We start from the raw sequence: 23195 nt of genomic DNA on the forward strand, positions 1-23195 counted from the left end.
GCCGGCGCGGGCGGCACGGTGGCAGTGATCGGCACCGGCGCCGACCGCATTTATCCGGCCAGCAACGAGGCGCTGGCGCGGCGGATTGCCGAACAGGGCTGCATTGTCAGCGAATATGCGCTGGGCACGCCGCCGCTGCGTGACAACTTTCCAAGGCGTAACCGCGTCATCAGCGGCCTGGCGCGCGCGGTGCTGGTGGTGGAGGCGGCGGCCCGGTCCGGTTCGCTGATCACGGCGCGCCTGGCGGCGGCCCAGGACCGCGACGTGTACGCCATGCCCGGCTCGGTGCACGCCACCTTGTCGAAAGGCTGCCACCGGCTGATACGCGACGGCGCCAAGCTGGTGGAGACCGCCGAAGACGTGTTGTCTGAACTGAAAATGGGCGTTGATGCAGTGGCAACAGGGTCGCATTTTGACGACAGTTTTGTCGATCGCGTGCTGCTTGCCATGGGCGACGAGCCGATCCGCGCCGAGACGCTGGCTGCGCACTTGCAGCAACCGGCGGCCGAACTGCAAGGGCAGTTGCTGGCGCTCGAGCTCGCCGGGTTGCTGGAACGGCTGCCGGGCGGCTGGATGCAACGCTTGCGTCGGTGAAATGTGTTGCGTATCGTAAATAGGGCGCTACTTGTGCCCAATCTGTTTTAACTGATAGAGTAGAGCCATGTTCGACATCCTAGTTTATCTCTACGAGACGTATTACCGTCCCGATGCCTGCCCGGAACCGGAGGCATTGGCCAAGAAGCTGTCGGCGGTCGGTTTTGACGACGTTGAAATCTCCGAGGCACTGGTCTGGTTGAACGATCTCACGGCCATGGCCGGCGTCGAGCACTCGCTCACTGCCGCTTCCACCGGCATGCGGATTTATGTCGAGGAAGAGCGCGATGTGCTGGGCACCGATGCCATCGGTTTCATCCAGTTCCTCGAATCTGCCAAGGTCCTCACGCCGCTGCAGCGTGAAATCGTTATCGAGCGCGCCTTGTCGCTGGAAGAAGCGCCGGTGTCGCTGGGCCAGCTCAAGGTGATCGTGCTGATGCTGCTGTGGAGCCAGGGCAAGGAACCCGATGCACTCATGTTCGACGACCTCTTCGGCGCCGACGACGACGCGCCTCCCCGCCTGCTTCATTAAGCAAAACCGCCGCGCCGCCAGCAGTTGATCCGTCATACCCGCGCAGGCGGGTTTCCAATCTCGCGTGCTATCATTTTCGACAACACTGTCACGCCACCCCCTTGCCATCAGCGCCGCAAAAGTGCAGACTGCGGCGCGATCCATGTATGATGCGCATGCTAAACCACCCCAAGTGTTAAAAAACGAGATACCAAATATTATGAGCAAAACCCTCATCATCGCCGAGAAGCCATCTGTCGCGAACGACATCGCGAAGACGCTTGGCGGCTTTACCAAGCACGATGAGTACTTTGAATCCGACGAGTACGTGCTGTCCTCCGCCGTCGGTCACCTGCTGGAAATTGCCGTGCCGGAAGAGTACGACGTCAAGCGCGGCAAGTGGAGCTTCGCCCCCCTGCCGATGATACCGCCGTTCTTCGCACTCAATCCGATCGCCAAGACCGAGTCGCGCCTCAAGGTACTGAACAAGCTGATCAAGCGTAAAGACGTCTCCGCCCTGATCAACGCCTGCGATGCCGGGCGCGAAGGGGAGCTGATTTTCCGCCTGATCGCGCAAAACGCCAAGGCCAAGCAACCGGTCAAGCGCCTGTGGCTGCAATCGATGACGCCGGGCGCGATCCGCGACGGCTTCACCCAGCTGCGCAGCGACGAAGAAATGATGCCGCTGGCCGACGCCGCCCGTTGCCGCTCCGAAGCCGACTGGCTGATCGGTATCAACGGCACCCGCGCCATGACCGCGTTCAACTCGAAAGAGGGCGGTTTCTACCTGACCACCGTGGGCCGGGTGCAAACGCCGACCCTGTCGATCGTGGTCGAGCGCGAAGAAAAGATCAAGAAGTTCGTCGCCCGCGACTACTGGGAAGTGCGCGCCGAGTTCGTGTGCGCCGCCGGTGTGTATGAAGGCCGCTGGCTCGACACCAGGTTCAAGAAGGACGACACCGATCCTGAAAAACGCGCCGAGCGGCTGTGGAGCAAGGCGGCTGCCGATTCGATCGCACTCGCTTGCCGTGGCAAGCAGGGCGTGGTCACCGAAGAAGCCAAGCCGACCACGTCGATGGCGCCGGCGCTGTTCGACCTGACCAGCCTGCAGCGCGAAGCGAACTCGCGTTTCGGCTTCTCGGCCAAGAACACCCTGGGCCTGGCCCAGGCGCTGTACGAAAAGCACAAGGTGCTGACCTACCCGCGTACCGATTCGCGCCACCTGCCCGAAGACTACATGGACACGGTCAAGCAGGCGCTGGAGACGGTGAAGGAAAATTCGAACTACCACCAGTTCGCCAAGCAGATCCTCGACAAGGGCTGGGTCAAGCCGAACAAGCGTATTTTCGACAACACCAAGATCTCGGATCACTTTGCGATCATCCCGACCACGATCGCGCCCAAGAACCTGTCCGAGCCGGAACAGAAGCTCTACGACCTGGTGACGCGCCGCTTCATGGCCGTGTTCTTCCCGGCCGCCGAGTTCCAGGTCACCACCCGTTACACCGAAGTGTCGGGCCACCAGTTCAAGACCGAAGGCAAGGTCATGACCAACCCCGGCTGGCTGGCCGTGTATGGCAAGGAGACCTCGGACGACGAAAAAGGCGACAAGAGCAACGGCAACAAGAACATCGTGCCGGTCGCCAAGGGCGAAAAAGTGTTGACCGACAAGGTCGATGCCAACGGCCTGGTGACCAAGCCGCCAGCGCGCTACACCGAGGCGACCCTGCTGTCGGCCATGGAAGGCGCAGGCAAGCTGGTGGAAGACGACGAGTTGCGCGATGCCATGGCTGGCAAGGGCCTCGGCACGCCAGCGACGCGCGCGGCCACCATCGAAGGTTTGATCAGCGAGAAATACCTGCTGCGCGAAGGCCGCGAACTGATGCCGACCGCCAAGGCGTTCCAGCTGATGACCTTGCTGCGCGGCCTCGGCGTGAACGAGCTGACCGCGCCGGAACTGACCGGCGAGTGGGAATACAAGCTGTCGCAGATGGAAAAGGGCAAGATCTCGCGTGAAGAATTCATGCGCGAAATCGCCCAGATGACGCAAATCATCGTCAAACGGGCCAAGGAATACGACAACGACACCATCCCGGGCGAGTACGCCACCCTGGTGACGCCGTGCCCGAACTGCAACCACGTGGTCAAGGAAAACTACCGCCGCTTTGCCTGCACCAAGTGCGAGTTCTCGATGAGCAAAACGCCGGGCAGCCGCCAGTTCGAGATCCCGGAAGTGGAACAATTGCTGCGCGACCGCACCATCGGCCCGCTGCAAGGCTTCCGCTCGAAGATGGGCCGGCCGTTTGCCGCCATCCTGCGCATCGTCCGTGACGAAGAGATCAAGAACTTCAAGCTCGAGTTCGACTTTGGCCAGAACGACGATTCGGAAGATGCGGAACCGGTCGATTTCACCGGCCAACCGGTGCTCGGACCTTGCCCGAAGTGCAATGGCGGCGTGTACGAAATGGGCCTGGCCTATGTGTGCGAGCAGACCGTTGCCAAGCCCAAGGGTTGCGATTTCCGTAGCGGGCGCATCATCCTGCAACAGGAAATCCTGCCCGAGCAAATGGCCAAGCTGCTCAACGACGGCAAGACCGATTTGCTGCCAGGTTTTGTATCGCAGCGCACGCGGCGTCCGTTCAAGGCTTTCCTGGTCAAAGGCAAGGATGGCAAGATCAGCTTCGAGTTCGAGGAACGCAAAGCCAAGGCGCCCGCCAAAGGTAAAGCGGCTGCCAAGGCCGAGCCGGAAACCGAGGGCGGCGCCGATGCAGCAGCGGTAGCGCCGAAAAAGGCGGCGGCCAAGAAGGCGCCAGCCAAGAAAGCCGCCGCTACCAAGGCCACGGCAGCTAAAAAGCCGGCGGCCAAAAAAGCTCCGGCCAAGAAGGCTGCTGCTGCGGCCGAGTAATTGGCTCACTGATTGGTAAGGTAAAAGGGACGCTGCGGCGTCCCTTTTTTCTTGAATAGTGGAAACTGATGGTCTATATTGGCAAGACCATGGCCATTTCTTCGATTTCCCCTGTCACCGCTGCGCCGCCGTCGTATGCGCAGCCTTCTGTTGCGCGCGATGCGGCAGGGGCGGCGCTGTCGGTGGAAGCGGTCGACCTTTCTGCGGAGTCGGCCGTGGTGGCCACGCTCGGCGGGGGCAGCGGTGGTGGCGCGGCCATATATTCCGCCGCCGGGCTGCTGGGCGCCCTGGAGCAGGCCGGTGTCAGCCAGGAAACCATCGCGGTGCCCAAGCCCGGCAGCAATGCCGCTACCGCGCAGACCCCGCAACAGGCGCTGGACCAGGGCATATTGTCCGCTTATTCTGCTGCCAGCAGCACCTCGGGCGTGTACACCGCGGGAGGCGGCAACGGCCTGTCCGACCAGGCGTCTAGCAACTGGGCCGACATCCTGAAATCCGATCCTTCCTATGCCAGCACCGTCGTCGGCAGCTCGTTCGACTCGGGCATTATCAGCACCATCAGCGTTACCGCCTGAGCGCATTGCTTGTCCCACCTCGTGTCCCACTTCGGGGTCAGTGCCGACATTTAGACACGAGCCCAACATTTATAAGGCTGAGCTCGTGTCCGAATGTCGGCACTGACCCTAATGCCGCTGACCCTAATGCCGTTAAGTTAAGCTCAGCGTACCCGTCGTACCCGTCGTACCCGTCGTACCCGCGAAGGCGGGTACCCAGGTTCTACGAAATTCGTCGAAATGCACGCCAAATTGGGTCCCCGCCTGCGCGGGGACGACGTTTCGATGCTAAAAAAATTAAAACTTCAGCTTAACTTAACGGCATTAGGCACTGACCCCGAAGTTATTCGATGTTGATCATGTTGTCGTCGGGTTTGCGGTCGATCAGTTTGTTGTCGGGATCGATGCCGGCTTTGGCAGGGCGGGCGTTGACGATCACCGTGTAGCGGTTCTCTTTTTGAGAGATCAGCTTGCGCTCGCGCAGCAGCGCCGCGCCATTGTCGTCGTCCACGCCGATGTCGATGTAGTCTTTTAACGGCACGTCGCGTTCCACGCCCTGGTCGTTCGAGCGCGACTTGGCGGCGCTGACGACCAGGTTCACTTCGTAGCGGCCGTCGGCCAGCTTGCGGGCGGTGCTCGAGACGGCGCGGTTTTCGTACAGGACGATGTGGTTGAACAGGTCGTCGATCAGGTAGGCCTGGTCGGGCGAGACGATCTTGCGCAGCGCGTCGATCAGTACCGTCACGCCCGGGTACGGGCCGCTGCCGCCTGTCGTTGCGTGTTCGGCCAGCAGCTGCTTGAGCGTGGCGTTGATCTTGTCTTCGCCCACGATATCCTGCAACTGGTACATCGCCAGGCTGCCCTTGCGGTAGTGGATGTAGTCCTGGTTTTCATTGTCGGCCAGCGGCATTTCTTTTTTGCGCTCCAACGCGCGGCCCAGCAGGTACTGCTCCAAATCGAAATGCAGGAAACGCCGCATCTTCGCTTCGCCGTAGGCGTGCTTCATCACCATCAGCGCCGAATACTCGGCCAGGGTTTCGGACAGCACGCTGGCGCCGCGCACGTTGCCACCCACCAGCTGGTGACCCCACCACTGGTGCGCTACTTCGTGCGCGGTGACATAGAACGGGTAGTCGATATCCTTCGGATTGCTGTCGTTGACGCGGGCGATGAAGCCCAGCGATTCCGAATAGGCAATCGTGTTCGGATACGCCTGCGCATACGTGGCATAGCGCGGGAATTCGACGATGCGCACCACCTTGTGCTGGTAGGGACCGAAGTGATGCGTGTAGTAGTCGAGCGACTGCTTGATGCCGCGGTTCATGCGCTCGAGGTTGTATTCGTGTCCCGGGTGATAGTAAATCTCGATGCCGACGTCCTGCCACCAGTCGCGCTTGACCAGGTAACGCGCCGACTGGAAGGCGTAGAAGTTTAGCATCGGCTGCGCCACCCGGTAGTGGTAATAGCGGCGCCCCTGCGCGCTCCATTCTTTCAGCAGCGTGCCCGGCGCCACGGCCACCTGGCTGTCGCTGGTGCTGACCACGGCGTCAAACGTGATGGCGTCGGCGTCGTTGGCGGCGAAGTTGTTGGCCAGGCCAGCGGTGTCGTCGCGCGCCAGCATCCGTTCGCGCGGCCCCAGGCCGTGCTTGCGGCGGTCGCGCGCGTCGGCCAGTTCGTTCGCTGGCTGGTAGCCGATGTGCGGCAGCACGCCGTTGTTGAAGAAGGTGCCGTTGCCCACCACCGGCGTGTCCTGGCCCATGCCGAGGATGCCGCGCGGGATGAACTCGACGTCGAACTCGAGCGCCAGGCGCGCGCCCGGCGCCAGCGGCGTGGCCAGCTTGTAGCTGTAAAAGCCCAGGCCCGCATCCTGCACGCCGGGCCGCACCGCCTGGCTGAAACGCGCACGCCAGCCGGTGGCGGTGGGATCCTGGTGGATGATGATGTCGGCCACCGGCTGCGCGGTCTTGTTCTGCAGGATGTAGCGGCCATGCACGACCAGGCTGCGGGTTTCCGGCGTGATGGCGACGCCCAGCTTGACGTCGGTGATGCGCGGCTGCGGCACCACCGCGTATTGCTGATAGCGGCGCTCGTAGTCGGCGCGATCGACATCTTTTTGCCAGGCCGACTGGTAACGATTGAGTACGTGGGTGTTATAGAACAGCACTGCGCCAGCGCCGGCGAACACCAGCGTGCCCACTGCCAGTGTACCGAGCACCGGCAGGCTCAGGCGGCGGCGCGCCAGTTGCAGGCGCTGGCGCCAGCCGTCGTTGGTGCCGCGCGCCCAGAACAGCACCGCCAGCACCATCAGCACGATGGCCGCGCCGGCCCAGTAAGCCTCGAACCAGCGCTCGCGCGGCAGGTAGTGGCCATAGCCGTTCATGGCCGAATAGATGAAGTGCGGCATTTCGCCGTACAGCAGCAGCGGGTCGCCGATGCCCAGCGACGACATGGTCACCACTGCGACGTAGTACGCGATCATGGCGAAGTACGCCAGGTAGCGCTGGTTGATCAGCACTTGCAGCGCAATCGCCAGCACGGCGCCCAGCGCGTAGCCGGGCAGCTGCAGCAGGAACAGGTGGTACAGGTACAGGCCCGGCTCCAGCACGAAGTATCCCTTGCCGATCTGGATCGCCATGCCGGTCAACATCACCACGACCATCAGCAGCGCCTGCAGGCCCACCAGCGCGAACAGCTTGGAGAGCAGCGGCAGCCAGCCTGGCACCGGCAGCGCGTCGAGCATTTGCCCCATGTGCGCTTCGCGTTCGCGCCAGACCAGTTCGCCCGCGTAGAACGTGGTGATCACCATCATGAACAGCGCAAAGGTTTCCGACACCGACTCGAGCACCAGGTAAGTCGCGGGGTAGGTGCTGGTGCCGTACAGCGGCGCCATTTCCAGTGCGCTGGCCAGCATCATCAGCACGCCGGCGAGCACCAGCACCAGGAAATAGATGTTCTTGACGGTTTCGCGCAGGTTCAGCCAGCTCATGCGCACCAGCAGCAGGCCCAGGCTGCGCGAGGCGAAGTCGGGCGGCTCGGCGGTATTGGTGGCGGCAGCGGTGAGCACGCGTGGTGCTTCCGCGCTGCCCTGGCGGCCGCTGTCGCTGGTGGCGATGAAGTGGAAGCGCCAGTAACCGAGCAGCAGACCTGCCAGCGCAAACGACGACCACAGCGCGCGGTTGACCAGGTACACGCCCTCGGGCCAGAACATGCGCGTGTTGCGCTCGACGATGGGCCAGTATTCGGTCAGGCGGATCACTGCCGTGGTGCCGAACGGATCGATCAGCGCGGCCAGGGTTTTGAAGTCGAGGTCGCGCGCCAGGCTGGGGGCGATGATGTAGCCGATTAGCATGACCACGCTGCTGATGTACACCGGCAGCATGCGCCGGGTCAGTGCGGCCAGCATGAAGAAGACGGCGCCGAAGATAAAGATGTTTGGCAGGATCACGACCAGGTACGGGACCAGGTAGCCGAGCGCGCCGGGCTGGCCGAGCCGCTCGGGGTCGATGCCGGGCAGCAGGCTGCCGAGCCAGGTGCCGAGGATGATGCTGGTGAAAATCACGGCCAGGGTGAGGTAGGCGCCGAGAAAGCGGCCGAACATGTACTGGTATTTCTTGATGGGCGCGCTGAAGAAAAAGTGCTGCATGTCGTGCTCGAAGTCCTGCTGCACCGAGCGCCCCATCATGGCCGCGATCACGATCACCCCCAGCGAGCCGAGCGCGCTGACGGTAAACATCAGCGAGCGCGGCGAGTTGATCGCGCTGGCGCCGAAGGCAATGCTCGAGCCCTTGAAGTAGCCGCCGGCAGTGGCCATCCACAGCAGGGTGAGCGCCAGGAAGCCGCCGAAGTACACCCAGGTGGAGAGCAGCTTGAGGCGCTGACGCGCTTCGAACCGGGCAATGGCAAACATGGTCGGCATGGTGGACATGGTAAAGCTCAGGCGTCGCAGCTGGCGTCGGCGCGGTGGCGCCCGGCGATGGTGGCGAAGTACACGTCTTCCAGGTCGCCCAGCGCTTCCTCGAAGCCGTCGCCGGGATCGGTCTCGCTGTACACGTGGATCAGCGTGCGGCCCGACAGCAGGCGCGAGGAAATCACCGGGTGGCGGATCTGGAACGACGGCAGGTCGCGTTTGTCGATGAAGCGGGCCCAGATCTTGTCGCTGACATCGTGGATCAGTTCCTGGGTGGGGCCGCACAGCAGCAGGTGGCCCTGGTTGATGATGGCCATGTTGGCGCACAGGTCCGCCACGTCGCTGACGATGTGGGTGGACAGGATGACGGTCTTGTCGTCGCCGATGTCGGACAGCAGGTTGTGGAAGCGTACCCGCTCCTGCGGATCGAGTCCGGCCGTCGGTTCATCGACGATGATCAGCTTGGGGTCGCCCAGCAGCGCCTGGGCGATGCCGAAGCGCTGGCGCATGCCGCCCGAAAAACCGCCGAGGCGCTGGTGCCGCACCTCGAACAGGTTGGTTTGCTGCAGCAGGCCGTCGACCACCTCGCGCCGGCGGTTGCGGTTGGACAGGCCTTTGAGCAGGGCGAAATGGTCGAGCATTTCGTACGCAGTCACTTTCGGATACAGGCCGAAGTCCTGCGGCAGGTAGCCGAGCACGCGGCGCACCGCGTCTTTTTCGTCGAGCACGTCGATGTCGTCGAGGAAGACCGAACCGGCATCGCATTCCTGCAAGGTGGCCAGGGTGCGCATCAGCGTCGATTTGCCGGCGCCGTTGGGGCCGAGCAAGCCGAACATCCCGGCCGGGATGGTGAGCGAAATATTGTCCAGTGCCACCACGCCATTGGCGTAGGTCTTGGACAAGTTGCTGATGCGTAATTCCATATTGATTCCCCGATTCTGCCGGCGCAGGCCCTGTTTCTGCAAGGCCATACACTTTTCACATGATGGCATTGTATTGAATTTGTTCCATACTTGGGGGCCGCTTGCGACAGGCAGCCGAAACCGCCAGCCAGATTGCGCAAACGACGCCCCGGAACGGGGCTTCTCGAGGTTTAACTTCTGAACAGCACCTGCTCGCGGTTGAACCACCAGCGGCACAGGGCCAGCAGCAGCCCGGCAGTAATGGTGGACGACAGCATGATGGCCGACAACATGCGATATTCCATGGTGCCCTTGACCAGCTCCTTCATGGCCAGCGCCACGTTGGTCAGCGGCACCATGGCCCAGCCCCAGTTCATTTCCACGCCGGGCAGCAGCGCCACCATGGTGGGCAGGATGATGACGATGATCAGCGGCGAAATCATGCCGGCCGCCTCCTTGTAGCTCTTGGCGTAGATCGAAATGGCCAGCAGGATCGAGGCGAAGATGGCTGCCGTGGGCACCAGCATCAGCGCCAGCAGCGCCAGGTCGAGCAGGTTGATCGAGCGCACCACCTGGGCCAGGTCACCGCTGAACAGGTGGCCGCCAAAGGCCAGCACCGCGCCCAGGCTGGCGATCATCAAGAGCGCCGAGGTCAGTCCCACGGTAAACAGCATCAGGAACTTGGCCAGCACGATGGCCGTGCGCGACACTGGCGCAAGCAGCAATGTTTCCAGCGTGCCCCGTTCCTTCTCGCCGGCGCCGGTGTCGATCGCCGGGTACATCGCCGCCAGCAGGCACACCATCAGCAGCAGGTACGGCACCATGCCGCCCACCACCGCGCCCATTTGCTCGCGCTTGTTGGCGGTGGAGCGGTCGAGCAGGGCGACCGGATCGAGCACGTAGCGCTGCTGCGGCGCCGAGAGCCCCATGTCGGCCAGCGCCTGCTGGCGCAAGGCGTTGTTTTCCAGTGCCAGTACCGCCATCACGCGCTTGCGCGTGACGTCCACGGTGGCGGCACTGTTGTAATGAAGTTCGATCAGGGTTTGCTCGCGGCGCGCCAGCGTATCCTGCGCCGCTGGCGGTATCACCAGCGCGAACTTGATGCGGTCGTCCGCGATGGCGGCGCGGATGTCGGCCGGATTGGCCAGCGCCACGCGCTTGAAGCTCGGCTCGGCGGCGAAGCGCTGCGCCAGCGCCGGCGCGTGCTCCTGGCCGAACAGCGCGTACGCCATCTCGGCCTCGCGCGCCTGTTTGAACATCGACGACGACAGCATGCCGAAGGCGGCAAAGATCAGCGGCATGGCAAACACCGGGATGACGATGGTAAAAATAAAAGTTTTGCGGTCGCGGATCAGCTCCAGCAGTTCTTTCAGGTAGATGGTCCACATAGTTAAGCTCCGCGATGAATGACGCCCACGAAGGCGTCGTACAGGTCGGCGCTGCCGCCCAGGTGGCGCAACTGGTCCACGGTGCCGTGGAAGGCGGTGGCGCCGTGGTTGACGATGCACACGCGGTCGCACACTTTTTCCACCTCGTGCAGGTGGTGGGTGGAAAAGATCAGCGGCACCCTCAGCGCCTTGTAGCTGGCGATAAAGTCGAGCAGGATCTTGGCCGACATCACGTCGAGGCCCGTGGTGGGTTCGTCGAGGATGACGATTTGCGGCTCGTGCACCACGGTGCGGGCAATCGCGCATTTCTGCTTCATACCGGTGGAGAGCTGGTCGGCGCGCTTGTTGCCGTACTCGTTCATGCCCAGCAGCGCGAACAATTCGTCGCAGCGGCGTTTCAGGTGGTCGGGCCGCATGCCGTGCAGCTTGCCGAAGTATTCGACATTTTCGCGCGCGGTCAGGCGGCCGTACAGGCCGGTGCTGCCGGACAGGAAGCCGATGCGCTGGCGCGCCACCAGCGGGTCGCGCAGCAGATCGACGCCATGGGCGTGGATGCTGCCGGCGTCGGGTGTCAAGGCGGTGGACAGCAGGCGCAAGGTGGTGGTCTTGCCGGCGCCGTTGGGACCGAGCAGGCCCAGCACTTCGCCGGGCGCACAGCTGAAACTGACATCGCGCACCGCGTGGAACCAGCCGTCCTGTTCGCGCACGTCGCGCGCTGTGGTGTCGCTGGTGGATGCAGCGCGCTTGGGCAAGCGGAAACGCTTCGCCAGGCCTTTCACCTCGATCATCAACTTGTCCTTTTTTTAAAATGTTCTCAAGAGTAACATGCGTGACATGCAAAAAACCTCGGAATTAGCCACACCTTGTTGGCTGCGAGGCCACAAATCGAATCCGACGCTTGCTATAGTGATTGCAAAAGCGAGGCGCTCATGTTGACTCCCGAAATAAAAGACAAAATGTTGGCGGTAATGCAGGCCGGCGTGGACCGCAGCGAAGCGACGGGCTTTTTCCGTACCGCGCTGGGATTGTTCTACCTGTCGAGCCTGATGACCAAGGACACCCTGGATTTCAAGCAGATCGACCGCGACTACAACCGCTTTATTTACCACGCGCTCGGCAAGGGCCACACCATCACCAGCATCCTGCAATACATGAGCGGGGCCAAGGTGGTGCCGGTGGTGGAATCGAAACGCTTTCTCAAGTCATTCGGCCAGCTGTGCACCGAGGTGCCGGTCGAGAGCATTCCGTTTTTGCTGGGACTGAACCTGGGCGTGGCCAAGGACATCTCGAAAATCGACGTGCGCGGCCCGGTGGCCGACTACATCGAGCGCCAGCGGCAACTGCGCGAAGAAGAGGATTTAAATTGACTTTTGTCAACTATTTGTTAATATAGGAAATCGAAATCACCAAGACTTAGAATGACGCTAATAGTAAAACTCGACTATTATGACAATAGTCAAAAGAAATTGTTATTGAATTCCCAGCCATATGTGGATGCAGGCACGTCTTCTAAGGTTGCAGCTTATCAAGCTGTTCAACGGATCAGGATGGCAGACTTTTACTCCTACTTTCTCATACACCGACAAGACCTCCCAGATTTTCAGACATATTCAGACCGATTACAGCGTAAAGTTGCCGCAATAGAGTGGCTTAGAGGCGCTGTTTCGACGACGAGTGGCAATGTCAGACTGGTAAAGGCTGGATACTCTGACCGACGTCTGTCAGAGACAATCGGTGAGGCTATAGGCTTGAGTGTCGTGAGTAGGTTGCATGATCTGACCGATGCCGATTGGACAAAGCTTGATGAGCTTTCAGGGGAAGATAAGGCAGATAGTTTTGATTTTGAAGTGGCAAGCGATGGTGTTCGAATTATTCAAGTTGAAGCAAAAGGATCATTTGTAGTTGATTCTAATAAAAAGCCTTCAAAAGTCAGTAATCTGAAAAAAAATATAGTTGATAAGAAAATTAGCATCAGTGCTATTGTAAATTACCCATACCCAGCATCAGTTCGGTACGGGACCATAGCAGCAGTTGATGCTGTTAATGGTGCCAAATGCTGGATTTTGGATCCTGATGCGGTTAATCTTGATATAAGTCCCCAAACCTTGCGTATTGCCAAAAGACTTGGTTTTATAGCGAAATTAATTTCACTTATTGCTCCAAACGCCACTTTGCCAAAAGTTATTTATTCTCGCATTGGAGAGATTTTGGAGCGGGGTTCATCTTCTTTCGACGGGAAAATACTAGAGCAAAAAAATGGATATCACTTCTCTACTTCGAATTATGTTGAGCGCTATCTTTCAAATAAAAAGATTTATTTGAAAGATATAGATGTCATTGGGAAGGTATACTCTTCATCTGAGGGAATTTATTCTTTCATTGGGATGCGAGGCGACTTGGCACGGAGGGCTATATCGCAGAATTTCGACGATATTTTATCAATGAATTTTTCTAATTATGAAAATTCCATGTCTCATGAATTTCAGTTTGAGGAAAAAATATCTGGCTCTGTCGCGGGCGCTACCAAAAAGATAAATTTAAATTTTTCTGTAAGTTCTGGTGGGTTTGCATTCGGAACAAGCGAGTAAGCCTTCTGCTGTATAACACCTATTTTGCAAAGGTTGCACTATGACTAACTGTTTCCACACCCCCCTCGACAGATTGATTACCGGCGCCGACAAGGCCCTGCGCGTGATTGCCGGCGTGGCCACGGCGTCGCGCCCGACCCCGGGCCAGTTCGCGCCCGACGCCGACCTCAGCGAGCAGGAACGCCGCCATGCGGCCGGCCTGATGCGCGTCAACCACGTGGGCGAAGTGTGCGCGCAGGCGCTCTACAATTCGCAGGCGCGGTTTGCCCGCACCGCGCAGATTCGCCAGCAATTCGAACATTCGAGCCGCGAAGAAGAAGACCACCTGGCCTGGACCGCGCAGCGCCTGGGCGAACTCGGCTCGCACACCAGCGTGCTCAATCCGCTGTTCTACGCCGGTTCGTACGCGCTGGGCACGGTGGCGGCCTTGCTGGGCGATGCGAAAAGCCTGGGATTCGTGGTGGAAACCGAGCGCCAGGTGGAAGCCCACCTGCAAAGCCACCTGGAAAAACTGCCGCCGCAAGACGTCAAGTCGCGCGCCATCGTAGACCAGATGCGGCTCGACGAAATCGCGCACGGCGCGGCAGCGCAGGCGCTGGGCGCGGCAGAGATGCCGGCGCCGGTGAAAGCGGTGATGACCGTGATGGGTAGCGTCATGACCAATACCGCGTATTACGTCTGAAGCCTGAAGGCCGCTGCAAACCGCCCAGGGCAAGCCGCTGCAACGAAGCCATGGGTGGTTTACAGTGGCCTTATACCTCGACGATTTCGAACGAGTGGGTGATCTCGGCAGTCTTGCCGATCATGATGGACGCCGAGCAGTACTTGTCATGCGATAGCGCGATCGCCCGTTCCACCGCCTCCGGCTTCAGGCCCTTGCCAGTCACCGTGAAGTGGAAATTGATCTTGGTGAACACCTTCGGATCGGTCTCGGCACGGTCAGCCTTGAGCGTGCATTCGCAACCACGGATGTCGGCGCGGCCTTTTTTCAGGATCAGCACCACGTCATAAGCGGTGCAGCCACCGGTACCGAGCAATACCATTTCCATCGGCCGTGGCGCCAGGTTGTTGCCGCCGCCCTCGGGTGCGCCGTCCATGATGACCAGGTGGCCAGAACCGGTCTGGGCCAGGAAACTCATGCCCGACGGGCCATTCCAGCTGACTTTGCATTCCATCGCATTCTCCAAGTGTGTTTTCCATATTGTAATGGGCTGCGCAACGCCTGTGTTTTCAGGGCTTGAAGGCCACATGGTGCTTGACGCGGCCGGTCATCGCCGCTTATACTAGCCGGCTTTCCGTTCGCTCAGGAAAGACAATAAGAAGGCCGAGTCCGCTGAAACCATGGCGGAACCACCATTTGAGCGTGTTTTAATATTTAGGAAGTCAACATGAAAACTTTTTCCGCTAAGGGCCACGAAGTCCAGCGCGATTGGTTCGTGATTGACGCGACGGACAAAGTCCTCGGACGTGTTGCCAGCGAAGTGGCACTCCGACTGCGCGGCAAACACAAGCCAGAATTTACTCCTCACGTCGATACCGGCGATTACATCGTCATCATCAACGCAGGCAAACTGCGCGTGACCGGCACCAAGGCAACCGAGAAGACGTACTACCGTCACTCCGGTTACCCAGGTGGCATCTACGAGACCAACTTCCTGAAAATGCAACAGCGTTTCCCAGGCCGTGCTCTGGAAAAAGCCGTCAAAGGCATGCTGCCAAAAGGCCCACTGGGCTACGCCATGATCAAGAAGCTGAAAGTGTACGCCGAAGGTTCGCACCCGCACGCTGCCCAGCAACCTAAAGCACTCGAAATCTAAGGAACTGACATGATCGGTAACTACAATTACGGCACCGGCCGTCGCAAGAGTGCAGTAGCTCGTGTGTTCATCAAAGTTGGCACTGGCCAAATCATCGTTAACGGCAAGCCAGCTGCTGAGTACTTCTCGCGCGAAACCGGCCTGATGGTTATTCGTCAACCACTGGAACTGACCGGCAACGTCGAGCGTTTTGACATCAAAGTCAACGTGCACGGCGGCGGCGAGTCCGGCCAGGCAGGTGCTGTGCGTCACGGCATCACCCGCGCCCTGATCGACTACGATGCAGCGCTGAAACCGGATCTGGCCAAAGCCGGCTTCGTGACCCGCGATGCACGTGAAGTTGAACGTAAAAAAGTTGGTCTGCGCAAAGCACGTCGCGCAAAGCAATTCTCGAAGCGTTAATTTTCGCTTCCGGCATGCGGGCTTGCCTGCATGCTGTACAAAAAGCCGCCGGCCTTGTGTCGGGCGGCTTTTTTGCTATCTGGCAGGCGTAATACGCCTGTCGTACATGCCTGATAAAATGGCACTCGAATATTTCTTCACGCATCTTCACGCATCATTACTCAAGGATTAGAACATGATCAAAGTTGGCATCGTCGGCGGCACCGGATACACCGGCGTGGAATTGCTGCGACTGTTGGCAGTCCACCCTGACGTGCAGTTGACGGCCATTACGTCGCGCAAGGAAGATGGTTTGCCGGTTGCCGATATGTTCCCTTCGCTGCGCGGCAGCGTCGATATCGCCTTCTCGTCGCCGGACAAGGCCGACCTGACCCAGTGCGACGTGGTGTTTTTCGCCACCCCGCACGGCGTGGCCATGGCCCAGGCGCCGGCGCTGCTCGCTGCCGGCGTCAAGGTGATCGACTTGGCGGCCGACTTCCGGATCAAGGACAAGGCCGTCTTCGAGAAGTGGTACAAGATCGAGCACACCTGCCCGGAACTGCTCGACGAAGCCGCCTACGGCCTGGCCGAACTGAACCGCGAAGCGATTCAGGGCGCGCGCCTGGTCGCCAACCCCGGCTGCTACCCGACCACCATGCAACTGGGCTACTACCCGCTGCTCAAGGCCGGCCTGATCGACGCTGGCGGCCTGATCGCCGACTGCAAGTCGGGCGTGTCCGGCGCCGGCCGCAAGGCCGAAATCGGCACCCTGTTCTCTGAGTCGAGCGACAACTTCAAGGCCTACGGCGTGGCCGGCCACCGCCACACGCCGGAAACCTCGGCCCAGCTGCAAAAGTTCACTGAAGACAAGGTCAGCCTGGTCTTCACGCCGCACCTGGTGCCGATGATCCGTGGCATGCACTCCACGCTGTACGGTCGCCTCACCAGAGATGTCACCAACGAGGAACTGCAAGCATTGTTCGAAGAGCAGTACAAGGACAGCCCGTTCGTCGACGTGATGCCATTCGGCTCGCACCCGGAAACCCGTTCCACCCGTGGCTCGAACATGCTGCGCCTGGCGCTGCATCGCCCGGACAACGGCAACACGGTGATCGTGCTGGTGGTGCAGGACAACCTGGTCAAGGGCGCATCGGGCCAGGCCGTGCAGTGCATGAACCTGATGTTTGGCTTTGAAGAAACGACCGGCCTGAAACAAATCGCGCTGTTGCCTTGATATGTTGGGTTCCGTCACCAAATCTGAGGGTGTCGGAGCAGGAAACCCGGTAGGGGTCTATAATGGCCGCTAATGTTTAACTCGTAGGAGTCCCAAATGAATGCTGTTGCTGAAAGCCTGGACGTGATGCCAGCTCCTATCGTGTTTACCGATAGCGCTGCCGAAAAAGTCGCCCAACTGATCGAGGAAGAGGGCAATCCCGACCTGAAATTGCGCGTATTCGTGCAGGGTGGCGGTTGCTCCGGCTTCCAGTACGGTTTCACGTTCGATGAAATCGTCAACGAAGACGACACCACCATGGTCAAGAACGGCGTCGAGCTGTTGATCGATTCGATGAGCTACCAGTACCTGGTCGGCGCGGAAATCGATTACAAGGACGACCTCGAAGGCGCCCAGTTCGTGATCAAGAACCCGTCGGCCACCTCGACCTGCGGTTGCGGTTCGTCGTTCTCGGTATAAAGCACGCGGCGCCTCGCGCCATGTAAAAAAAAGGCGGTACAACCTCGGTTGTGCCGCCTTTTTTCATGCCTGAACCTAAAACCGTCAGCGCGGGTACAACGCCCCCAGCACCCGCTCTCCCAGTGCGCCCGTCACCGCTGGCAAATTCCCAGCCAGCCGCTCCGTGAACCGATACCCGAGCCAGGCAAACGCCAGCGCCTCCACCCGGTTCGGCGCCACGCCCAGCGCCTGGGTGGACGCCACGACCACCTGCTTGCCCAGCGCCGCGCCCAGTTCGCTCATCAGTACGCTGTTGTAGGCGCCGCCACCGCACACGTAGACGGCCTCGGCGCCTTCGCCGTGGGCGGCGATGGCCTGCGCCAGCGATAAGGCCGTAAAGCGCGTCAGCGTGCACTGCACGTCCTCGGGCGCGGCCTCGCGGTACACGGCCAGGCGCGCATCGAGCCAGTCGAGGTGGAACAGGTCGCGGCCCGTGCTTTTCGGCGGCGGCAGCGCCAGGTACGGCGTGCGCATCAGCTCATCGAGCAGCTCCGGCAGCACCGCGCCGCTGGCGGCCCAGGCGCCGTCGGCGTCGTATTCCCTGTCCTGGTGGCGGCCGATCCAGGCATCCATCAACACGTTGCCGGGGCCGGTATCGAAACCGGTCACGGCGCCATCGCCGCCCAGCACGCTGATATTGGCAATGCCGCCGATATTGGCCACCACGCGGGTGCTGCCGGCTTTGCCGAACAGCGCCTGGTGAAACGCCGGCACCAGCGGTGCACCCTGGCCGCCAGCAGCCACGTCGCGGCTGCGGAAGTCCGCGATCACGTCGATGCCGCACAATTCCGCCAGCAGGGCAGGGTGGTTGACCTGGCGCGTAAAGCCCAGTTCGGGGCGGTGGCGGATGGTCTGGCCGTGCACGGCAACGGCTGCGATATCCTCGGCAGAGAGGTCTGCATCGACCAGCAGGGCTGCCACGCAGTCGGCATAGTGCTGCGCCAGTTGGATGGCGGCAGCGGCCTCGCGTTCGATCTCGTTGTCGCCTGGCGCTTGCAGCGCCATCAGTTCGGCGCGCAGCGCGGGCGGAAAAGCGATATAGGCGGCGCCGCGCGTGGTGATGTCGTCGCCCGAAAAGTCGGCCAGCGCACCGTCAACACCGTCGAGGCTGGTGCCCGACATCAAACCGATATACAGAGCCATGTGGCGTCCTCGTCGTTGTTTTTTGGGAAAAATGTATTTTGCCTGACCTTGCGTGTGGTGTCGCACGGAAGCGAACGCTGTCGAAGCGCATGATAATAAAAAAAACAGGCCGATGCGGCGGCCTGTTTTTAGAGTGGAGATTTGAAGCGGGAAGTTGTTACTTGGCAGCCATGCGGGTGGTGCCACCGTTGAAGCCGGACTGGCCCGATTGCAGCAGGGCGATGCGGTGCGTCATGTCCGAAGCGTAGACCTTGAAACGCGACATTTCTGCAGCGGTCAACGGTGCCTGGGCTTGCACGTTCATCTTGTTCGGATCGCGGGCTTCGCCGCCCACACGGAATTCATAGTGCAGGTGGGCGCCGGTGGACCAGCCAGTGTTGCCCACGTAGCCGATGATGTCGCCCTGGCTTACTTTGCCACCCTTTTTGATGCCCGAACCGAAACGGCTCATGTGGGCATAGGCGGTGCTGTAGTTGTTCCAGTGCTTGATGGTGACCAGGTTGCCGTAACCGTTCTGGGTGCCGGCAAATTCGATGGTGCCATCGCCAGCAGCGCGGATCGGCGTGCCGATCGGCGCCGGGAAATCGATGCCCTTGTGGGCTTTCCACTGGCCCGATACCGGGTGCACGCGCATCGAGAAGCCCGACGAAATGCGGGTGAACTCCACCGGCGACTTCAGGAACGCCTTTTTCAGCGACTTGCCGTCGAAGCTGTAGTAACCGCCGCCTTGCTTGCTTTGCGGATCTTCGTACCACACCGACTGGTAGGTCGTGCCACGGTTGGTGAATTCGCCAGCCAGGATGCGGCCTGCCTTGACGAATTCGCCGTCTTGCCAGAAGGTCTCGTACACAACATTAAAACGGTCGCCACGTTTCACATCGCCGCGGAAGTCGATGTTGGTGGAGAACATTTCAATGATCTGCTTGACGATCGCGTCGGGCAGCTTGGCGCCATCCTTGTCCGAATCGGTGGCCGCGTACAGGTTGCTCGAGATGGTGCGCGCGTGCATTTCCACGCGGCGTTCCAGTTTCGCAGCTTCTTCCTGTGCAACAAAACTGTCGCCCTTGCGGGTAACCGTGATGTTTTTCACTGGCATGTCCTTGCCGTCAACCACCGTCGCCCGCAGCCATTGCAGATTGCCGATTTCATCAGTTTGCGCTTGTACGCGCTTGCCGGTTTTCAGCTGCATGACGCCTTTGGCGATCTTGTCCTTCTTGATGAAGGACTCGGCATCGTTGTCGTCCACGCCAAGGCGGGTCAACAGCGTGGCCAGCGTATCGCCGGAGCGTACGCGTTCTTCATGGACGAACTGTTCGGTGGAGGATTGCTGCTCGAGTGCGGAAATCTGCTTGCCGAGATCCGGCATCGCAACGGTTTCCTGAATCGAGGTCACTGGCAAATCAGACGCGTCGGGAGCAAGCGGCGCCACTGCGGCAGCGCCAAAAGCACAGACTGTGAGGGCGAAAGCCGAAGCGGAAATGATGCGCTTCTTTGGCGTGGAACCGACCAGTTTATATAAGCGTGAGCTCGTGAATTTATGTATTTGGTTCATGCAATCAGTTAGAATTTACCGCTTGAACTATTCAGGAACGTTTATTTTCTTCTAATTCTAATCGTTGTTCGTTTTCGTAGAGCAAGATTGATGGGATCACGGATTATAACAAAGTCCTGGCAACTGCTACCTTTTTCTGAAAAAAAACCTCTCAAAAGTTATGACTACCTCTTCTTCGACGCCGCCGGTTCCCTCAAAAGCTCTGCCATTGAGCGACAATGTACAGGAGGCACTCGCGATCACCAAGCGCGGTGTCGACGAGTTGCTGATCGAAACCGAATTCGCCCAAAAACTGGCCCGCTCCGAGCAATCGGGCGTGCCGCTGCGCATCAAGCTGGGCCTCGATCCCACCGCGCCCGACCTGCACCTGGGCCATACCGTGGTGCTCAACAAGATGCGCCAGCTGCAAGACCTGGGCCACCAGGTGATCTTCCTGATCGGCGACTTCACCTCGATGATCGGCGACCCGTCCGGCCGCAACGCCACCCGTCCACCGCTGACCAAGGAGCAGGTCGAGCAAAACGCCATGACCTACTTCAAGCAGGCTTCGCTGGTACTGGACGCCGCCAAGACCGAAATCCGCTACAACTCCGAGTGGTGCGACCCGCTGGGCGCGCGCGGCCTGATCCAGCTGGCCTCGCGCTACACGGTGGCGCGCATGATGGAGCGCGACGACTTTACCAAGCGTTTCAAGAGTGGGACACCGATTGCGGTCCACGAGTTCCTGTATCCCCTGATGCAAGGTTACGATTCGGTCGCGCTCAAGGCCGACCTGGAACTGGGCGGCACCGACCAGAAATTCAACCTGCTGGTGGGCCGCGAACTGCAAAAAGACTACGCGCAAGAGCCGCAATGTATTTTGACCATGCCGCTGCTCGAAGGTTTGGACGGCGTGGAAAAAATGTCTAAGTCGAAGAACAACTACATCGGCATCACCGAGCCGGGCAACACCATGTTCGCCAAGATCATGAGCGTTTCCGACGAGATGATGTGGAAATACTATGATTTGCTGTCGTTCCGCTCGATCGCCGACATCGCCGCCCTGAAAGCCACCGTGGCCGGCGGCGCCAACCCGCGCGACGCCAAGGTGGCGATTGCTCAGGAAATCGTGGCCCGGTTCCACTCGCAGGCCGCTGCCGAAGAAGCGCTGAACGACTTCGTCAACCGCTCCAAGGGTGGCATTCCCGACGACGTGCCCGACGTGGCGCTCACCGGCGCACCGCTGGGCCTGCCGCAACTGCTCAAGCAGGCCGGCCTGTGCCCGTCGACGTCGGAAGCGATGCGCATGGTCGACCAGGGCGGCGTGCGCCTCGACGGCACCGTGCTCAGCGACAAAGCGCTGAAGGTCGAAGCCGGCACCTTCGTGCTGCAAGTGGGCAAGCGCAAGTTCGCCCGCGTCACGCTGACAGCATGATCGCGCTGCTGCAACGGGTCAGTAGCGCCAGCGTGGTGGTCGATGGCGCCACCATCGGCGCCATCGAGGCCGGCCTGATGGTGCTGGTGTGCGCCGAGCGCGGCGACACAGAAAAGGAAGCCGACATCTTGCTGGCCAAGCTGCTCGGCTACCGCGTGTTCGGCGACGATGCCGGCAAAATGAACCGCAGCGTCGCCGATGTCGCCGGCGGCTTGCTGCTGGTGCCGCAATTTACGCTGGCAGCGGACACCCGCTCCGGTACCCGGCCGTCGTTGACGCCGGCTGCCGCACCAGCGGACGGCTTGCGGCTGTTTTCGCATTTCGTGGCCCAGGCCAAGCTGAAACACCCGGTCGTGCAAACCGGCCAGTTCGGCGCCGACATGAAGGTGACGCTCACCAACGATGGACCGGTGACGTTCTGGTTGCAAGTCAATCCAAAGTAAAGGACGTGGCAATGAAGCTGGTGAGTGACAATGTGCGTAACGGCCGTCCCTTGCCGGCCGAGTTCGCGCTGGGCGTGCTGGACCAGGACGGCAAGGTGGTGCTATCAAGCAACCGCAACCCGCACCTGGCGTGGACCGACGTGCCGGCCGGGACCGAATCATTGGTGCTGCTGTGCATCGATGGCGATGCGCCGGTCGATGCTGCCAATGCCAACCGCGCCGATGTGCCGGTAGCGGCCGTCGAGGCGCGCGGCGATTTTTTCCACTGGAGCCTGGTCGATCTTCCGCCGTCGCGCCGCGAACTGCCGGCTGGCGCGCTAGCGAACGGCGTAACGCCCCACGGCAAGCCGGGACCGGAAGTGATGCTGGACGACCTGGCGCTGCGCCAGGGGCTCAACGATTACACGGGCTGGTTCGCGCATGACCCGGCCATGGCTGGCGACTACCACGGTTACGACGGCCCGTGTCCGCCCTGGAACGACGAGCGCGTGCACCATTACATCTTTCGCCTGTACGCGCTCGACGTGCCGCGCCTGGACTTGCCTGCGCGCTTCACCTGTGCCGACGTGTTAAATGCCATCCATGGCCACATCATCGACGAAGCCCAGCTGATCGCCACCTATACCCTCAATCCCGCCCTGGCGCCCAAGGCCGCCAAGGGCAAACCGAAGACTGCATGAACACTACCAAGATAGTACTGATCCGCCATGGCGAGACGGCGTGGAACGCCGTGCGCCGCCTGCAAGGCCACATCGACATTCCACTCAACGCCGAAGGAGAGCGCCAGGCCCGCGCCCTGGCCGACGCGCTGGCAGGGGAGGGGCTGGACCTGGTCGTCTCGAGCGACTTGCAACGGGCGCTGCAAACCGCCCAGGCCGTGGCCGTGCACTACGACCACGCCACCGTGCACACCGACGCCGCCCTGCGCGAACGCGGCTACGGCGTTTTCGAAGGCATGTTGTACAGCGAGATCGAGCAGCAATACCCGCACGATTTCGTGCTGTGGCAGGCGCGCGATATCGACGCCGTGATGCCGGCCGGCGACCGCGTGGCCGAAAGTTTCCGCCAGTTCTACGAGCGCGCCATCGGCGCCATCGGCCGCTGGGCGGTTGAGCATCCAGGCAAGACGATTGCCATCGTGGCCCACGGCGGCGTGCTCGAATGCGCGTACCGCGAGGCGGTGGGCATGCAACTGGACAGTCCGCGCGACTTCCAGGTCAAGAACGCCAGCATCAACCGTTTTCACTATGCCGATGGCAAGCTGGCGCTCGACAGCTGGGGTGAGGTTGCCCACTTGGCAATAGCACTCGACGACATAGTCTAAATAGTGCTTATTATTTGAGCAGACCTTGGGGTAAAATAGA

22 protein-coding genes are annotated in these 23195 nt (G+C 60.7%); 15 read left to right on the forward strand and 7 right to left on the reverse strand.

Annotation, left to right across the window (positions count from 1 at the left end):
• From DUPY_RS15430 to DUPY_RS15445, 4 genes are all read left to right on the forward strand, one after another.
• Window positions 1-594, forward strand: a 594-nt coding sequence (locus DUPY_RS15430; protein ID WP_141749556.1) for a DNA-processing protein DprA, incomplete at its 5' end; no start/stop codon positions are given.
• A gap of 67 nt (window positions 595-661) precedes the next feature.
• Window positions 662-1126, forward strand: coding sequence for a Smg family protein (locus tag DUPY_RS15435; RefSeq protein WP_070249292.1), 465 nt, complete (start codon window positions 662-664; stop codon window positions 1124-1126).
• A 199-nt stretch (window positions 1127-1325) separates the two neighbouring features.
• Complete coding sequence (locus DUPY_RS15440) at window positions 1326-4010, forward strand: DNA topoisomerase III (RefSeq protein WP_070249293.1); 2685 nt, start codon at window positions 1326-1328, stop codon at window positions 4008-4010.
• Between the two features lie 68 nt (window positions 4011-4078).
• Window positions 4079-4585: a hypothetical protein gene (locus DUPY_RS15445; protein WP_070249294.1), complete on the forward strand. Its 507-nt coding sequence runs from the start codon at window positions 4079-4081 to the stop codon at window positions 4583-4585.
• 322 nt (window positions 4586-4907) lie between these two features.
• On the opposite strand, the gene DUPY_RS15450 is transcribed toward DUPY_RS15445, so the two are convergent.
• The 4 genes from DUPY_RS15450 to DUPY_RS15465 form a co-directional block, all read right to left on the reverse strand.
• A complete protein-coding gene (locus tag DUPY_RS15450) occupies window positions 4908-8471 on the reverse strand; it encodes an ABC transporter permease/M1 family aminopeptidase (protein WP_070249356.1) in 3564 nt (1187 codons plus the stop codon).
• Window positions 8472-8497: 26 nt separating this feature from the next.
• Complete coding sequence (locus DUPY_RS15455; RefSeq protein WP_070249357.1) at window positions 8498-9394, reverse strand: ABC transporter ATP-binding protein; 897 nt, start codon at window positions 9392-9394, stop codon at window positions 8498-8500.
• Between the two features lie 170 nt (window positions 9395-9564).
• Window positions 9565-10761, reverse strand: coding sequence for an ABC transporter permease (locus DUPY_RS15460; RefSeq protein ID WP_070249295.1), 1197 nt, complete (start codon window positions 10759-10761; stop codon window positions 9565-9567).
• A 2-nt stretch (window positions 10762-10763) separates the two neighbouring features.
• Entirely contained in the window at window positions 10764-11549 is a 786-nt protein-coding gene (locus DUPY_RS15465; protein ID WP_070249296.1) for an ABC transporter ATP-binding protein, read from the reverse strand.
• Window positions 11550-11717: 168 nt separating this feature from the next.
• Here DUPY_RS15465 and DUPY_RS15470 point away from each other — a divergent pair, with 168 nt between their 5' ends.
• The 3 genes from DUPY_RS15470 to coq7 are packed head-to-tail and all read left to right on the forward strand — an operon-like array spanning window position 11718 to window position 14031.
• Entirely contained in the window at window positions 11718-12128 is a 411-nt protein-coding gene (locus tag DUPY_RS15470) for a hypothetical protein (protein WP_070249358.1), read from the forward strand.
• Window positions 12129-12179: 51 nt separating this feature from the next.
• The gene (locus DUPY_RS27925) at window positions 12180-13349 is read left to right on the forward strand and encodes a hypothetical protein (protein ID WP_141749557.1); all 1170 of its coding nucleotides are present in this window, start codon (window positions 12180-12182) and stop codon (window positions 13347-13349) included.
• A 40-nt stretch (window positions 13350-13389) separates the two neighbouring features.
• A complete protein-coding gene (gene coq7 / locus DUPY_RS15475; protein ID WP_070249297.1) occupies window positions 13390-14031 on the forward strand; it encodes a 2-polyprenyl-3-methyl-6-methoxy-1,4-benzoquinone monooxygenase in 642 nt (213 codons plus the stop codon).
• A gap of 70 nt (window positions 14032-14101) precedes the next feature.
• Here coq7 and DUPY_RS15480 read toward each other — a convergent pair whose 3' ends face one another.
• Window positions 14102-14524, reverse strand: coding sequence for an OsmC family protein (locus DUPY_RS15480; protein ID WP_070249298.1), 423 nt, complete (start codon window positions 14522-14524; stop codon window positions 14102-14104).
• Window positions 14525-14737: 213 nt separating this feature from the next.
• On the opposite strand from DUPY_RS15480, the gene rplM reads away from it, so the two are divergent.
• The 4 genes from rplM to erpA all read left to right on the forward strand — a co-directional run bounded on the left by rplM (window position 14738) and on the right by erpA (window position 17240).
• Complete coding sequence (gene rplM / locus DUPY_RS15485; protein WP_019924402.1) at window positions 14738-15166, forward strand: 50S ribosomal protein L13; 429 nt, start codon at window positions 14738-14740, stop codon at window positions 15164-15166.
• Between the two features lie 9 nt (window positions 15167-15175).
• A complete protein-coding gene (rpsI, locus tag DUPY_RS15490; protein ID WP_019924401.1) occupies window positions 15176-15568 on the forward strand; it encodes a 30S ribosomal protein S9 in 393 nt (130 codons plus the stop codon).
• Window positions 15569-15743: 175 nt separating this feature from the next.
• Window positions 15744-16781, forward strand: coding sequence for an N-acetyl-gamma-glutamyl-phosphate reductase (argC, locus tag DUPY_RS15495; protein ID WP_070249299.1), 1038 nt, complete (start codon window positions 15744-15746; stop codon window positions 16779-16781).
• Between the two features lie 96 nt (window positions 16782-16877).
• The gene (erpA, locus tag DUPY_RS15500; RefSeq protein WP_026637751.1) at window positions 16878-17240 is read left to right on the forward strand and encodes an iron-sulfur cluster insertion protein ErpA; all 363 of its coding nucleotides are present in this window, start codon (window positions 16878-16880) and stop codon (window positions 17238-17240) included.
• Between the two features lie 84 nt (window positions 17241-17324).
• Here erpA and DUPY_RS15505 read toward each other — a convergent pair whose 3' ends face one another.
• Together DUPY_RS15505 and DUPY_RS15510 are read right to left on the reverse strand one after the other, a co-directional pair.
• A complete protein-coding gene (locus DUPY_RS15505) occupies window positions 17325-18422 on the reverse strand; it encodes an anhydro-N-acetylmuramic acid kinase (RefSeq protein ID WP_070249300.1) in 1098 nt (365 codons plus the stop codon).
• Between the two features lie 157 nt (window positions 18423-18579).
• The gene (locus DUPY_RS15510; RefSeq protein WP_070249301.1) at window positions 18580-19974 is read right to left on the reverse strand and encodes a M23 family metallopeptidase; all 1395 of its coding nucleotides are present in this window, start codon (window positions 19972-19974) and stop codon (window positions 18580-18582) included.
• Window positions 19975-20134: 160 nt separating this feature from the next.
• Here DUPY_RS15510 and tyrS point away from each other — a divergent pair, with 160 nt between their 5' ends.
• From tyrS to DUPY_RS15530, 4 genes are read left to right on the forward strand one after another with little or no spacing between them, the layout of a single operon-like run.
• Window positions 20135-21388 carry a tyrosine--tRNA ligase gene (tyrS, locus tag DUPY_RS15515; RefSeq protein ID WP_070249302.1) on the forward strand — a complete coding sequence of 418 codons (1254 nt, stop codon included), beginning with the start codon at window positions 20135-20137 and terminating at the stop codon, window positions 21386-21388.
• Window positions 21385-21831 carry a D-aminoacyl-tRNA deacylase gene (gene dtd / locus DUPY_RS15520; RefSeq protein WP_070249303.1) on the forward strand — a complete coding sequence of 149 codons (447 nt, stop codon included), beginning with the start codon at window positions 21385-21387 and terminating at the stop codon, window positions 21829-21831. The genes tyrS and dtd overlap by 4 nt, the downstream gene beginning before the upstream one ends.
• Before the next feature lie 11 nt (window positions 21832-21842).
• A complete protein-coding gene (locus DUPY_RS15525; protein ID WP_070249304.1) occupies window positions 21843-22511 on the forward strand; it encodes a YbhB/YbcL family Raf kinase inhibitor-like protein in 669 nt (222 codons plus the stop codon).
• Window positions 22508-23155, forward strand: coding sequence for a histidine phosphatase family protein (locus DUPY_RS15530; protein WP_070249305.1), 648 nt, complete (start codon window positions 22508-22510; stop codon window positions 23153-23155). The genes DUPY_RS15525 and DUPY_RS15530 overlap by 4 nt, the downstream gene beginning before the upstream one ends.
• Window positions 23156-23195 lie beyond the last annotated feature (40 nt).

The sequence above is a fragment of the Duganella phyllosphaerae genome (genome assembly GCF_001758785.1).
In the GTDB taxonomy this organism is placed as follows: Bacteria; Pseudomonadota; Gammaproteobacteria; order Burkholderiales; family Burkholderiaceae_D; genus Rugamonas; species Rugamonas phyllosphaerae.